The following is a 15251-nucleotide window of genomic DNA, read 5'->3' on the forward strand; positions in this document are numbered from 1 at the left end:
ATCATCGGCTCTCTAACCCAAAACTCGCGAACCACAAACCGCCCGCGCCTTCATACACCATCGCGATGCGCCCATCGCGCATCACGCTCATGCAGGAATACATGCTCCCGCCCGGCGTGATGACGCGTCCTTTGCTCCATGTTTCACCGTCATCGCGGCTCTCACGCACGGTGAGCCTCACACGGCCCTTCGCATCGGCTGGATTGCTGAAAAGCAGCGTGCCATCCGGATGACGCAGCAGGCTGGCCTGGCAGACGGGATCAGGCAAATTCAGCCATGGCTTACTCCACGCCGCGCCATCCCATCGCTGCCACTTGCGCTGGCCGCTGCGGGACTCATCGCGCATCGAAATGAGCATGCCGTCCTTCGTTTCGACGATCTGCGCCTCGCTCGTCGGCCCTTCACACGGCGGCGACATCTTCCATGTCGAGCCGTGATCCTTGCTCGTGATGAAACAGGAATGCGGCTTGCCCTTCGCATCGCGAAACTGCGCCGGAAACACCAGCGTGCCATTCTTCAACTGCATGCCGCAGCCCGGCCCGTCGAAGCACAAGCGCCACTCCGGCTGCTTCACCTGCGAGGTGATGCTCACCGGTGGCGACCACGTCGCGCCATCGTCATCGCTGTGCGAGACCACAAACTGTCCCGTCTCCTCCGGCGTCATGCCCGGCCCACTGCCAAACCACGCACGATTGCCCTTCGACCACAGCGCCGTCACAAAGATGCGGCCCGTCTCGCGATCCACCAGGATGCTCGGATCACCCACGCCGCTGCCATCGTAGTCGATCACACGCTGCGTGGCACTCCACGTCTCGCCATCATCGGTGCTGCGAGTGAGCCCCACATCGATGTTTCCCGGCAGATCGCCCGCGCCCTCATGCCGCAGATCAAACACCGCCAGCAGCGTGCCTTTCTTCGAAGTCGCCAATCCGGGAATGCGGTAAGTGTGCACACCATCTTGGCCATTCTTGCGCACCAGCTTCGTCGTGAGGCCCGCAAATGGCTGCCACGGCTTGATTTGCTCCGACTCCGGCAGATCGACCGGCTCGCCCCACTTCTGCCGCAGCCGCGATTCCTCCTCCGCGAGCTCTTTCTCGCTCAAAACACCACGAAACACCGCGATCTCCGCCACATCGGCCTTCACACCGTTTTGCGTCGCCACATCTGCGCCCACGATGAATCCGCCCAACGTGCTCGTCGGCCGCGTGAACTTCAAAACCTCCCACTTCGCGCCATCGCCCTTCACGCGGATCGCATCCGCGCCCGAACGCGTCGAGCCATCGCATAGCACGCCCTCGCCAGCGATTCTCGCAAATGCCACGATGGTTCGCGGGCTTTCGACGCGGCCCCATGTATTCACCGCCTGCCACACCGCCGAGGCGCCATCGAAACGAACAATCTCCTTTACCCCGCCCGGCGTCCTCACCTTCCACACTCGCGGCGCTCCATGAACCCTCGTCAGATTGCCCCATGAGACAACATTTCCGTCACGCGACTTCAGGTCCAAATCTGCGTGATAAGCCGCGAAGGGATCTGCCGCATGAAGTCCGGTGCTCAATAGGGAAAACGTGATGATCCAGCGCATGTCGTTTATTGCTTCAGATAATGCTCAAGGCCGTTCAAGAACATCTGCACGGCCACCATGACCAGCAGCATCCCCATTAGCCGTTCCACGGCCATCGAACCCTTCTCCTTCAGAACGCGTGCGATGGCCGGCGAGCAGAGCAAGACGGCGGACGTGATGCCCCAGGCGATTAGCAGGGCCACGAGCCAGTTCCACCACAGTTCCGGCTGCGTGCTGACAAGCACGAGCAGCGTCGCCAGCACGGAGGGCCCGGCGACCATCGGTGTCGCCAGCGGAACGATGAACGGCTCGCCCATCGGCTCGTCATTTCCTTTCGCGGGCGGAAAGATCATCTTCAGCGCGATCAAAAACAACACCACACCGCCGCTGATGAACAGCGCCTCCTGTTTCAAATGCAGCAAGTCCAGCAATTGCTTCCCCAGCAGTAAAAACACGACCAAAATCACAAGCGCCGCCAACAGCTCGCGCGCGATCACCTTCAACCGCCTTTCCGGCGGCACCGGGCGCAGCGCGGACACAAATGTCGCCACGTTCCCCAACGGGTCCATGATCGTCAGCAGCAGCAACGTGGCGGAAAGAGTGTCCATGCTCAGTTCTGTAGTGTTTTCACAAATAGCTCCCACAACTCATCCACTGTCTTGCCGGTGAGTTCCTTCCACAATCCGTCCTGATAAGTGCCGCCTCGCAAAGCCGCGTTCATCTTCACGACAAGTTGAGGCGCGTGATGTTTCTCGGTCCATTCGAGGAACATGGCGGTTGTCTTGTAAGCGTCCTTGTAGCTCGCCTTGGCAGCATCGAGCCTCGGACGCGGTGCGTCCGGCTCATACTTCACGATGCGGATGTAGTCCGCGATGCCCTCCACCAGCCATCCCGGCCCACCAGGCGGATACGCCTGCACCACATGCGTGAGTTCATGCACCACCATGCCCCAATCATCCGGGTGCTCGCGCACAAAGGCCGCCGAAATCGTGATCTTGCCGTTCGCGGCATGCGCCACGCCCTTCATCGCCGGATCAAAATAGAGCGTCACCTCTCTCGGAGCCTCAAATCCTTCACTTGGCAGCAATGCCGCGATTTTCGGCATCCACTCGACACACAGCGTGCCCGCTTTGTTTCCCCACTCCTTCAAATCCGGCGCGTCATTCGTGTCCACCCATGCCACGGCCTCTTTCGACGCGATTTTCGATACGGTGCGCGTTTTCGAGCCCAAAACGAGATCATGCCGACGCTTCGCCTCATCGCGTTTGAAGATCGGACCGACATCCACCACGCAATTTTCGCCCTCCGCCTTCACCCACGCGCAATCCGGCGAATCTGGACCGCCTTTGTCAGGATAATAAGCATGCGCTTTCTTCAGCGGCACCTTCTTCCCGTTCAGCCGAGGCCAGCCAAAGGTCACCTTCACCTTCGGGATGCCCGACTTCGGAATCTTCGATGTTCTATACACCTCCACGAAGGCCGAATGCCTCTCCCAAAACGTGAAATCCGTGCCCTCAAAGCGCAAACTGCCCACCTCATGCACCGCGCCCTTCGCATCACGGATCGAGCAAGTGAACCAAGTGCTTCCGTTGTCGCTTTCGCCTTTCGTGATGCACCAGGTGTAGGTGCCCTTCGACCACACAAACGGCCTCCGCACGCTCGCAAACTCGCCCTCATACCCCGCGCTCTCCACCAGACAGTCGTCCGCCGCCGTGCGCACGTGATCGAGCCCGATGGGCGTCGTTTTATCGCTCGACCAGCGAGAGAAGATGCCGCCCTTGCCGCGATGCACGCGCTCGCGGCTCTCCTTGGTCGCCCAGCCGTTGATGTTCGTCTGGATTCCGCCGTAAAACTGCAATCCATTGATCTTCGCGATCCCGCACGGCGAAATGTACAGGTTGTAATCGCTCGGCACATCCCGGTCGATCGTCACATCGACCTCCAGCGACGTGAAATGCTCCACCGGCTTCTCAAAGTCCCACCACACATTCGCCACATGCCACGGCAGCGGCGGCAGCTTCACGCCCGCAGCCTCGGCCATCACTTCCGGTGAAGGTTGTTTGCAAAGGTCCGCGGCGTGCAGCACGCCGGTCGTCATCAGAATGAAAAGTAATCGCTTCATGGTTTTCTCTCACTCGCATTGATCAGCTTCCGCTGCGGACGTTTCTTCCACGTCTCGACATCGGCTTTGAGCACCTCGACGGCTTTGTCGAGCTGGCGGTCGGTTTTGTCGCCGGGTTGGGGCCAGACGATGAAGTCGGGTTTCGCACCGTTGAGTTCCATGTCCTGACCGTTTTCGAGGCCATACCAGCCGCGGAAGGGCAGGCGCAACGTGCCGACATCCATGATCGATGCCGCGCCGGTGCTGATGACGCCGCCCGCCGTTTGCACGCCGACGACTTTGCCGCGTTTGAGCGTCTTGATGGCATGGGAGAAGATCTCCGCGTTGCTGTAGCTGTTCTGATTGCACATCACGACGACCGGCTTGTGCCAGGTGGCGTAGATCATGCGGTCCTGCGGATAGCCCGGCACATTCCCGCCGCGTGGCAAGGTGATCGCGTGACGCGGCTGCGTGAGCGCGGTGAGCAGATGATCGGTCGTGGAGCCGCCGCCGTTTTCGCGCACGTCGATGATGAGGCCGTCTTTGCCTGCGCCAGCATGATAAAGCTCCTCTTGGAACTTTTGGAAGCTCGCGTCGTCCATCGCACTGATGTGCAGGTAGCCCAAAGTGCCGCCGGAGGCCTTTTCGACGGCCGCGCGGTTGCCATCGATCCACTCATCGTAAAGCAAGCGACGCGCGGTGAGGTAGCTGATCGGGCGCAGCGTCACGTCGCGGGTCTTGTCGCCGTTTTTCACGGTCAGCACGATGTCGCGCTCCATCGGGCCGTTAAGCACGAGGCTGGCATCCATGCCAGGTGTCACATCCTTGCCATCCACCTTCAAAACGATCTCGCCAGCCTCCACGCGGCTCTCTTTGCGGCTCGCGGGCGATTTGGCGATCACATCTCGCACCTTCCAGCCGGGTCCGGCAAAGCCCGTATCAAAGCGCAGCCCTAGATGCGCGGTTTCCTCCGTCCAGCCGCTCGTGCCGCTGGAGCTCATGCCAATGCTGAAGCCAAGGTGCGACCCATTCAGCTCACCGAGCATCAGCGAAACGCACTCCGCCGCCCCCTTCATGTCAGGAGCTTCGGCGGCCATGTCGCGATACTTTGCACGCACCGCGTTCCAGTCGCGATTGCCGTGACGTTCGTCGTAATACAGATCGCGCATGACCTGCCAGCACATGTCGAAGACCGCGCGTTGCTTCTCAGCACGTGAGTAGGCCTGCTGCGCTTTGAACGGCATCGTCTTCGGCTCACCGCCCTTGCCTGAAAGCGTCGCCGGTTTGCCATCGAGCAGGCCGGTGAGCTGATCGCCTTCCTTGAGCCACACAGCATTCGTCAAAACCGCAGCGCTGAAGGTCTTCGGCTTCACGTCATCGGGGAATTCGATGCTCATCGTCTTTTTGCTCTCCTCGTAGCGCGATTGGAAGACGAGCTTCTTCGAGTCCGGCGACCACACGAGCGAATACTCCGATGTATTCGGCATCTTCACGCGCTGCACGCGGCCGTGAAGGCCATCAAAGTCGATGCGAAGCGGCGTGGGCTTCTTCTCCTCTTTTTTCACTTCCTCCTTCTTTTCGGCTTCTTCCGCTTTTTTCGGCTCCGCGGCCTTTTTGGGTTCTTCCGCCTTTTTCGGCTCCTCGGGCGTCTTCGCGGGTTCGGCGGGCTTGTCGGCTTTGGGCTCTTCTTTCTTCGGCTCTGGCTTTTGGGCCTTGGTGATCTTTTCGCGAGCTTTGGACAGCGTGCGCTCGCGCTTCGTCTTCTCGTCTTCCTCGGCGAGAAGATGCACATAAAACACATCCTGCTCATCAATCTCACGCGTGCCGGTCCAGGCGAGCATCTTGCCATCGGGCGACCAATGCGGCCACGCATCGTCATCGGGATGCTGCGAGACGTTGAAGGCCGGCTTCGAGCCGTCCACGGGCATCAGCCAGATGTCGTCGTTGAACCACTCATCCTCTTTCGAATACGCCAGCCACGTCCCATCGGGCGAAAACTCAAACGCGGGCTCATTCCACGATTCGATGAGCCGTTTCACGTTCTTGCCATCGGCATCCGCGATCATCAAATCGCCCCGCTCACGCAGCCAGGCGAGCTTTTTGCCATCAGGCGTAAATCTCGGGCTCGAATCGGCCTCGGGATCATTCGTCAGCTTCGCGAGCGTGAAGCCCGTGCTTTCAAACCAGGCCTTCTTGGCATCTGCGGGCACCGCTTTCCAAAGATCCGTCTGCCCGCCCGCGTCGCTGACAAACACGAGCGACTTCGCATCCGGCGCAAACAGCACGCCACGCTCCTCCTCGGCCGTTTGCGTCACTCGACGCGGCTCTTTGAGTTCCGTGTCCATCACCCACACATCGCCACCAGCGATGAAGGCCATCTGCAAGCCATCCGGCGTGAAGTGAATGTCCGTCGCCCTGTCGAGCACGACGCGCGTGATGTCCGGCACCGCATCGGTGACAGCGTCAATGGCGATCTTCGCGGGTTCTTTGTCGCCGGGATGCCAGGAGTAGAGATCGAAGCGCACACGGAAGACGAGGGTCTTGCCATCGCGCGAGATCGCGGGGAATACAACGAGATCATCTTTGAAGTTCGTGATCGCCGTGTGCTTGCCCCTAACGAGATCGTGCTGCCAGAGGTTGCCATTGCGCACGCAGTAGAAGCCTTTGCCATCCGGTTTCCAAAGCGGCCAGCGGTTCTCGTTTTCATCGCTGATGACCTGCTTGAAGCTGCCATCCGCGCGATTGAAGAGCCAGATCTGCCCGGCACGCGATCCTTTGAAGCCCTGCCGCCACCACGACTCCGAGCCTTCGCGCATGAAGAGCAGTTTCTGACCATCCGGCGACAGCACGCCGTCGAAGCCGTAGTCATCAAACAGCACGCTCTCGGCTTTGCGCTCGTTCGCATCGATGATGGCGAGGCGTCCGGCACGCGTCTCGCGCATCCATGAGAAATCGCGACCAAGCCCAACGAGCAGCCCTTTCCCATCCGGCGTCCACTCGCGAAGATCGCAGCCGTCGGTGTGGAAGGTGAGTTGCTTCGGCTCGCCACCGGTCGCGGGCATCGAGTAGAGCAGCTTGAAGCCCTCGCGCTCGCTGTTGAACGCGATTTGTTTTCCATCCGGCGAAAACGCCGCGCCGGAATCGAGCGCCGGATGCGTCGTGAGCCGCGTGGCGCGTCCGCCCGCCGTGGGAACGGTCCAAATGTCTCCCAGCCACTCAAACGCGACCGTTTTGCCATCCGGCGAGAGCGCGGGCTCGTGCGCGAGGCGAACGGGTTCTGCCGAAGCGAGCGCGGGGAAGAGGAGCAAGAGGAGTCTTTTCATAAACGAGCGCATGGAACGTCAGGTAACGGTAGAATTAGTCGCGATAGCGTCCTGGAGTGCGCCGGGCCTCCGTCGCTTTCGAGTGTCTCCAGGCCTGCGGAAAGCTCCAGAGGGCTGGAGCACTCCAGGACGCTGTCGCGCTCATCGGGATCATAGTCCCAGTTGCTGCTTCACCTCCGTGAATGCCTTCACCGCCTTCTCCAAGTCCTCCCGCGTGTGCGCGGCGCTGATCTGGGTGCGGATGCGGGCTTTGCCTTGCGGGACGACGGGGTAGCTGAAGCCGATGACGTAAACGCCGCGCTCAAGCATAGCGTCGGCGAATTTCGACGCGAGCGCGGCATCGCCGAGCATGACGGGAACGATAGGGTGCTCGCCGGGCACAATTTGGAAACCAGCCGCGGTCATCGCGGCGCGGAACCAGCGGGTGTTCGACTCAAGCGTGTCTCGCAAGGTAGTGCTCTGCGTTAGCAGGCTCAAAGCGGCGATGGAAGCACCGGCGATGCTGGGACAGAGCGTGTTCGAGAACAAATAGGGCCGCGAGCGCTGGCGGAGCAGTTCGATGATCTCTTTGCGGCCGCTGGTGTAGCCACCGCTCGCGCCACCGAGGGCTTTGCCGAGTGTGCCGGTGATGATGTCGATGCGGCCCATCACGCCACAATGCTCGTGCGTGCCGCGGCCAGTTTTGCCCATGAAGCCGACGGCGTGGGAGTCATCCACCATCACAAGCGCACCATATTGATCCGCGAGATCGCAAATCGCCTTCAGCGGCGCGATGTAGCCTTCCATCGAGAACACACCGTCGGTGGCGATGAGCTTGAAACGCGCGCCTTTGGCATCGGCGGCGACGAGTTGGGCCTTCAGATCGGCCATGTCGCAGTTTTTGTAGCGATAGCGCTGCGCTTTGCACAAACGCACGCCGTCGATGATCGAGGCGTGGTTGAGTTCGTCGCTGATGATCGCGTCCTCGGGGCCGAGGATCGTTTCAAACAGGCCGCCGTTCGCATCGAAGCAGGAGCCGTAGAGGATCGTGTCCTCGGTGCCGAGGAAGTCGGTCAACGATGCCTCCAGTTCCTTGTGCACGCCCTGCGTGCCACAGATGAAGCGCACGCTGGCGAGGCCGTAGCCCCAGTGCTCCAGCGCCTCGTGCGCGGCCTGCCGCACCTTTGGATGCTGTGCGAGGCCGAGGTAGTTGTTCGCGCACATGTTCAGCACCGCCGCGCCCCCATTTGCGCGAACGAGCGTGCCCTGCGGCGTGCTGAGCACGCGCTCGCGTTTGTAAGTGCCTGCCGCGCGGATGGCGTCGAGTTGGGACGTGACGTGGTCTTTGAAAGAGGCGTTCATGGCAGCTTGAAGCTGGGTGGTGTGTTCGTGGCAGGCCGCGTGAAGGGCTCGCCATATTTCGTGAAGCCTTCGACGAAGCCGCCATGCGAGAGGAAGAATTTTCCGGCTTCGACGCCCATGAAGCGATCAAGACGATGTTCCTTGCCGGTGGGGTCGTGGCTGAACTTCGCGGTGAGCAGTTCGGTCCACTTTCCATCGGCGGTGGCGAACCATTGCGGGCCGTAGAGGGCTTTGCGCTGCTGGTGGCCGTTTTGGCCGCCGAAGTTTTCGCTGAAGGAATGCAGGCCGCGCAGGTAGTTGCCATCCTTCGGCGCTTTGAAGCTGGCGATGAGCATCCAGTTTTGCTTCTCGGGATGGAACCAGTAGCCGCTGTAGGTCGTGTGTGTGCCTTCGGGCTTCACGGCGACGACAAACTTCTGCGCCTGGCCGGTTTTCCACGGATACACGAGGTGCGAGTGCCCGCCGGTGCCTTCGTGGCCGAAGACGCTCGCCTCGACGCCTTCGCCTTTCGCGAGGAGCTGCGTTTGATCTTCTTTGGAGACTGTGGAGCGGTCGATAGCGTTGGTGCCGTTGCCAGCGTCCCATACGGAGAAGATGATGCGCCGCTCGGTTTCCGAATTGATCTGCATGCCGAAGTAGCCGCGTGAGAAGCCGCAGGCCATGTAGAAGGTGTAAATCAGCTCCTCGACCGCGGTGACCTCGTTGTAGAATAGCGCGATCTTCTCGTCCTTCGGCGTCGGATACATCAAATGCACCGAGGAGGCGTTGCGACGCGGCTCGAGGTTGAAACGCGCATCCTGTGTCGCGGGTCCGTCGAGCACGAGGGCTTCGATGAGGCCTTTGCAGCCATCTTTGGAGGTCAGTTCAAACTTCGCGTAACCGGCCTTCGCGATCTCGAATTCGCCAAACGAGGCCACGCCGTTCGTCACGGTGGCTTCGCGGCTCGTTTCGCCGATCTTCAGGACGAAAGCGCGGTCTTCATCGCCTTTCACGCGAAGGCTCACGGTGAGTTTTCCGGGCGTTTTGAGGTCGCCGAACCATGAGACGCGCTGTTTCGCGTCTTTCCAGCCGCTGAGGCCTTTTTCCTTCGAGAACTCGACTCCGCGGAAATCGGGATCGCAGTAGGCGGTGAAGCCGGGAACGCTGATTTCAGCGTGAGCGAGCGAGACGAGGCAAAAGAAAGCGAGGAGGTTGTTTTTCATGAGGAGAGCTAGTTGGACCAATCGAGCACGACTTTGCCGCAGTTGCCGCTTTCCATCGCGGCGAAGCCTTGTTCGAAGTCCGTGTAGTGGAAGCGGTGGGTGATGATGGGAGCGATGTTCACGCCGTTTTCGAGCATGACGCTCATCTGATACCAGGTCTCATACATCTCGCGGCCGTAGATGCCGTGGATGGTGAGCATGTTGAAGATGACCTTGTTCCAGTCGATGGCGATTTGTTCGCTGGGGATGCCGAGCATGGCGATTTTGCCGCCGTGGCACATGTTGTCGATCATGTCGCGGAAGGCGGTGGCGTTTCCACTCATCTCCAGGCCCACGTCGAAGCCTTCTTTCATGCCGAGCTGCTTCTGCACGTCGGCGATGCTGCCGGTTTTGACGTTCAAGGCGACCGTCGCGCCCATTTTTCGCGCGAGATCGAGGCGATAGTCGTTCACATCGGTGATGACGACGTGGCGTGCGCCGGCGTGTTTGACGACGGGGATGGCCATGATGCCGATGGGGCCTGCGCCGGTAATGAGAACGTCCTCGCCCATGCATTCAAAGGCCAGCGCGGTGTGAACTGCATTGCCGAACGGATCGAAAATGCTCGCCACCTCCTCGTCCACGCCTTCGCGGTGATGCCACACGTTCGTCATCGGCACGCTGATGTATTCGGCGAAGGCCCCGGTGCGGTTCACGCCGATGCCGACGGTGTCTTTGCAAAGGTGACGGCGTCCCGCGAGGCAGTTGCGACAGCGACCGCAAACCACATGGCCTTCGGCGCTGACGATTTCGCCGGGATGGAAGTCATTCACGTTGCTGCCGACTGCCACGACTTCGCCGACAAACTCATGCCCGACGACCATCGGCACAGGGATGGTCTTCTGCGCCCAGGCATCCCATTGGTAAATGTGCAGGTCCGTGCCGCAGATGCCGGTTTTGCGGACCTTGATGAGGACATCATTGATGCCGACCTGCGGCTCCGGGACGTCCTGGAGCCACAATCCGCTCTCCGCTCTGGCTTTGACGAGTGCTTTCATGGTGGGCGGTATATTGGACACGCCTCCAACATACCGGCAAGCGGTATTTTTCGAGGCTCAGACCAGGATCTCGCGAATTACCTGCCCGAAATCCCGCTCCAGGCGCTTGCGGCCTGGAATCTCGAGCTGGTGCGGGTCGAGTCCGAGCTGATGGAGGATCGTGGCATGCACGTCAGTGACGTAGTGCGGATGCTCGACAGCGTGGAAGCCGAGTTCGTCGGTGCTGCCGTGAATGGTGCCACCTTTGACGCCGCCGCCGGCCATCCAGACGCTGAACCCATACGGATGATGATCGCGCCCATCACTGCCTTGTGATCCAGGCGTGCGGCCGAACTCGGTGGCGAAGACGACGAGCGTGTCATCGAGCATGCCGCGCTGCTTGAGGTCCTTGAGCAGGCCGGAGATCGGCTTGTCCACCTGCTGCGCGAGCATGGAGTGGTTCTTTTTCAAACCCGAGTGCGAATCCCACGCGCCAGCAGCGCCATCGCCATGCTGGAGCTGGATGAAGCGCACACCGCGCTCGGCGAGACGACGGGCGACGATGAGCTGGCGCGCAAACGGCTCGGTGACTTTGTCGTCGAGGCCGTAGAGCTTCTTTGTCTCGTCGCTCTCCGTGTCGAGATTCATCGTCTCCGGAACAGCGGTCTGCATGTTGAAGGCGAGTTGGTAGCTCTTCATGCGAGCGGCGAGCGTTTTGTCGCCGGGATATTGCTCGGCGTTGAGCATGTTGAGCTTGTGGATGAGGTCGAACTGCACCGCTTGTTCGGTTTTGCCGACGGCGATCTCCGGCGCGGCAAAGGTAAGCGGGTTTTTCGGATCCACCTTCAGGTTCACGGCGTCATAGGCCGGGCCTAGGTAGTGGCCATCGCGAATATCGAAGTAGCGCGGCCCCATGTTGATGAAGGACGGCAGATTGTCCGTCATCGAGCCAAGGCCATACGTCACCCACGCACCAAGCGTCGGCACACGCGGCTCCAGCATGTGGCGGCCGCTGTGGAACTGCACCTGCGCGCCGTGGTTGTCGTCCGTCGTCCACATGCTGCGGATGAAGGCGATCTCATCCGCGCAGGAGCCGATGTGCGGGAACCAGTCGCTGATCTCGATGCCGCACTGGCCGTAGCGCTTGCTGCCGATCTGGAGCGGATAAATGACGTTGCGCTGCTTGCCGTTCGCATCGTTCACCACGACCACGCGCACCTTCTTGAGCTTTTCGGGGTCCTGCACGCTGGCAAAGGGCGTTTCGCCGATCGATTTGCCCGCATACTTCGTCAGCATCGGCTTCGGATCAAAACTCTCCATGTGACTGACGCCGCCGCGCATGAAGAGCCAGATCACGCGCTTCGCCTTCTGTGGAATCACCGGCAAGCCGCTCGGAGGCTGCCAGCCTTCCTCGGCCTTCAGCATGGAAGCGACCGCAATGCTGCCGAGTCCGCCGAGGGTGTCGCGGCGGAGGAAAGGTGTGGGCTGATGTTTGAGGTTCATCGCAGGGTGACGAAGTCGTTGTGATTGAGCAGCGCCTGCAGAAAGAGGCTGTGATCCTGTTTCAACGCCTGAAAGCCTTCGAGGCTGGTGCGACGCTCGGCATCCGAAGGCGGACGGCCGAGCACGGTGAGGAAGGATTGCGTCACAAAGGCATCGCCATCGAGTTTGCTGAGCTTTGTGGCCAAGGCGTCGGCGCATTCGCGGCTGAGCTTGCTATTGGTCAAAGCGAGCGCTTGCTGCGGCACGACGCTTTCGTTGCGGCGATAGCATTCGAGGACGTTGCTGTTGTCGAAGACGGCGAGGAAGCGGTGCTCGGTATCCGCGTTCTGAACGAAGTAGAGCGAGCGACGTCGGCTCGTTTCGGACGAGGCGGGATCGAGGCTGGGGCCGCCGAGCGTGAGATCGAGCTTGCCCGCGAGATGTAGCAGGCTGTCGCGCACGACCTGGCTTTCCATACGGCGTGGGTTCATGCGCCAGTAGTTCGCGTTGTCGGGATCGGCGGCGACAGTAGCGGCATCGGCCTCCGCATTCGAGGAACTGCGGCGATACAACTCCGAGAGCACCATGGCGCGATGCAGATGCTTCAGGCTCCAGCCGCTGTTCATGAAATCGACCGTGAGCGTGTCGAGGATGTCCTGATGCAGCGGCGCGAGTGAGCGGCGGCCGAAGTCGTCCATGTTCGCGACGAGCGGCACGCCGAAGTGCCGCATCCAGACTTGATTCACCAGCACGCGGGCGGTGAGCGGGTTGCGTTTGTCGGCGATCCATTTGGCAAAAGCGAGTCTGCGGCCCGTGCTGGTGTCGGGATAGGTTTGCACCTTGGCATTGGTGCTTTCCTCCGGGCCTTCCTGTGCCTTCAGGCTCGCGGGCAGCGAGGTGTAAGTCTCGCCGGGAGCTGCTGCATGCTTCTTGGCTTTCTCGAAGGCTTCGCGTGCGGCTTTGATCTTCTTGTCAGCGTCCTTGGCCTTCGAATCGGCCTCAGCTTTCACGAGATCGACATCGGCCTGTGCCAGTTTGTACTTCGCCTCGGCGGCAGCGGCGGCTTGGGCGAGTGCTTTGTCCTGCCTGGCCTTATCTGCGGCAAAGACGGCGCGAATCATCGCGGGTTTGGCCTTGGCGGCAGCGAGTTGTTTTTCAGCGAGTGCGACGGCGGCTTTGGCGTCCGCGAGTGGCACCGACTTGTCTCCTGCTGGTTCACGCAAAACAGCATCTGCGGCTAGCTCGGCGAGCTTGAAGCTGTGAAACTCGACATCGGCGTCGAAGGCGGTGAGCGACAACGCACCTTGGCGGCGGTTTTGCGGCAGACGATAAGCGAGCACCGGTTCGCCATTGATGCTGGCATTGATGAGCTGGCCACGCACACGCAGATCGAGCGTGTAACGAACATCTTGTGAGATCGCGCGTGGTGCAGAGCCATTCGTTGGATAACCAGTCTTGCCACCATTGGCCAGGGCCACCTGGATCTTCGATCCGCCGCTGACGGCGCTCATGTAAACCATCACATCGTCGCCATCCGCAGCGTCGAACATGATGCCGACGGACTTCCATTTTTGACCTCCGCGAATGGTGAAGCTCAAACTGGCCTCGAAGTCGGCTGGCGGGGCTGTTTTCAGACGCAGCGAACGACGCTCGGCTCCGGTTTCATGCTGACGCACTCCGGTGGATGAATGCCTCCAGTCGCCTTTGAGGGACTCCCATTGCTGAGGCCTCGCGGAGGTGAAGTCATCGCTGACGAGCACCTTAGACTCCGCTACCGGTTTGGCGGCGGGTTGGGGCGATTTCGCGAGCGCCTGTCTTGCTTGATCGAGATTTTTTTGAGCTGCGGCGATGTCGTGTTCAGCGGTGCGGAGGTGATCTTCGAGCACAAAGGGCAGCAGCGCCGGTTTGGCGGATGCAGGCGGCAGTTTGATGGAGGATGGTTGAAAAGAGGCAAACTCCAGCACCTGCGGAACGCCTGCGCTCAGCGGCTTCGATTTGTCCTCGTTTTTTTCGTCGCCACGCACATGACGGAAGGTCGGCTTGTCGAGATGGAGGTCGAAAACGCGAGGCAAGCCATTTTTCTCAAAGTCCGTCTCGCCCTGCCAAGGATCGAGGCGCACGTGCAAAGGCTCGAAGATGGCGCGCATGCGGTAGTAGTCGGCCTGCTCGATGGGATCGTATTTGTGGTCGTGGCACTTCACGCACTGCATCGTCAGGCCGAGGAAGGCGCGGCAGGTGTGCTCAATGGTTTCATCGAGCCAGGTGGTGCGGTTGAAGAGATAGTAGCTACGGGCTAGGAAACCGGTGGCACGAAGGTTGTCGCGATCCTCGGGCGAAAGTTCGTCCGCAGCGAGCATCTGCACGATCATCTGGTCATAGCCTTTGTCGGTGTTCAGCGACTCCACAATCCAATCACGCCAGTGCCAGATGTGCTTCTGCGAATGACGAAGCTGCGCCCCGAGGCCATACCAGTCGCAGTAGCGCCAGATGTCCATGAAGTGGCGGGCCCAGCGCTCGCCATATTGCGGTGTGCCGAGGAGATGATCGACGACGCGCTGCCGCGCTGGCATCGACGTGTCCTTCAAAAACGCCGCGATCTGCTCTGTCGATGGCGGCAGGCCGATGAGATCGAGGTAAACGCGCCGCAACCACAGTTCCGGTGCGGCTTCAGGCTGCGGCTTGAGTTTCCTGGAAGCTAAACGTGCTGCTAGCAGCGCATCCACCGACTTCCCGGAAGATTTCGGTGCCTGATAAGCCCAGTGAGCCCGCGGATCGGCCTCGGGCTGCTCATTGGCTGGCGCTGGCGCTCCGGCAGCGAGCCAGGCTTTGAGGTTGGCGACTTGGTCGGTGTTGAGCATGGAGCCTTGGCCCTCCGGCGGCATGCGATCGGCCTTTTCGGTCGTTGTCACTCGATCAATGAGCAGTTGGGTCGCGTCACCGCTGTCACCGCCTTGTTTGAGGGCCGCGACCGTATCAAGGCGCAGGCCGCCTTTCTGCTTCAAAGCACCGTGACAGGCGTAGCAACGCTCCTTCAGCAGCGGCTTGATGTCCTTCTCATAGTCCGCGGCAAACGCAGGCGCTACGGCCAGGGCAAACGCGGGCAATCCTCGCTTGAGGAACTGGCGGAAGGCAGATGGGGCGCGGGACGGGGGCATACGACAGGCGGAGTTTGAAGTACGCTCGAGAAGTGCCGACTTCATCGTCATCTGAACGATGCGGATT

At 60.8% G+C, this 15251-nt stretch carries 9 protein-coding genes; all 9 read right to left on the reverse strand.

The features are described from left to right. Window position 1 precedes the first annotated feature (1 nt). Window positions 2-1585 carry an exo-alpha-sialidase gene (locus ACILSE_RS07150; protein ID WP_395716684.1) on the reverse strand — a complete coding sequence of 528 codons (1584 nt, stop codon included), beginning with the start codon at window positions 1583-1585 and terminating at the stop codon, window positions 2-4. A 5-nt stretch (window positions 1586-1590) separates the two neighbouring features. Then, window positions 1591-2172, reverse strand: coding sequence for a MarC family protein (locus ACILSE_RS07155; RefSeq protein ID WP_395716685.1), 582 nt, complete (start codon window positions 2170-2172; stop codon window positions 1591-1593). Window positions 2173-2174: 2 nt separating this feature from the next. After that, window positions 2175-3686, reverse strand: coding sequence for a basic secretory protein-like protein (locus tag ACILSE_RS07160; protein WP_395716686.1), 1512 nt, complete (start codon window positions 3684-3686; stop codon window positions 2175-2177). Continuing rightward, a complete protein-coding gene (locus tag ACILSE_RS07165) occupies window positions 3683-6988 on the reverse strand; it encodes a S41 family peptidase (protein WP_395716687.1) in 3306 nt (1101 codons plus the stop codon). The genes ACILSE_RS07160 and ACILSE_RS07165 overlap by 4 nt, the downstream gene beginning before the upstream one ends. Window positions 6989-7138: 150 nt before the next feature. Next, window positions 7139-8329 carry a glycine C-acetyltransferase gene (gene kbl, locus ACILSE_RS07170; protein ID WP_395716688.1) on the reverse strand — a complete coding sequence of 397 codons (1191 nt, stop codon included), beginning with the start codon at window positions 8327-8329 and terminating at the stop codon, window positions 7139-7141. Then, entirely contained in the window at window positions 8326-9531 is a 1206-nt protein-coding gene (locus ACILSE_RS07175) for a DUF3472 domain-containing protein (protein ID WP_395716689.1), read from the reverse strand. Before ACILSE_RS07175 ends, kbl begins: the two co-directional genes overlap by 4 nt. A gap of 8 nt (window positions 9532-9539) precedes the next feature. Beyond that, window positions 9540-10568 carry an L-threonine 3-dehydrogenase gene (tdh, locus tag ACILSE_RS07180; protein WP_395716690.1) on the reverse strand — a complete coding sequence of 343 codons (1029 nt, stop codon included), beginning with the start codon at window positions 10566-10568 and terminating at the stop codon, window positions 9540-9542. Between the two features lie 57 nt (window positions 10569-10625). Further along, a complete protein-coding gene (locus ACILSE_RS07185) occupies window positions 10626-12050 on the reverse strand; it encodes a DUF1501 domain-containing protein (protein WP_395716691.1) in 1425 nt (474 codons plus the stop codon). Continuing rightward, window positions 12047-15184, reverse strand: a complete 3138-nt coding sequence (locus tag ACILSE_RS07190) for a PSD1 and planctomycete cytochrome C domain-containing protein (protein WP_395716692.1) — start codon at window positions 15182-15184, stop codon at window positions 12047-12049. The genes ACILSE_RS07185 and ACILSE_RS07190 overlap by 4 nt, the downstream gene beginning before the upstream one ends. Window positions 15185-15251 lie beyond the last annotated feature (67 nt).

The organism is Prosthecobacter sp. (assembly GCF_044236155.1).
Lineage (GTDB): Bacteria > Verrucomicrobiota > Verrucomicrobiia > Verrucomicrobiales > Verrucomicrobiaceae > Prosthecobacter.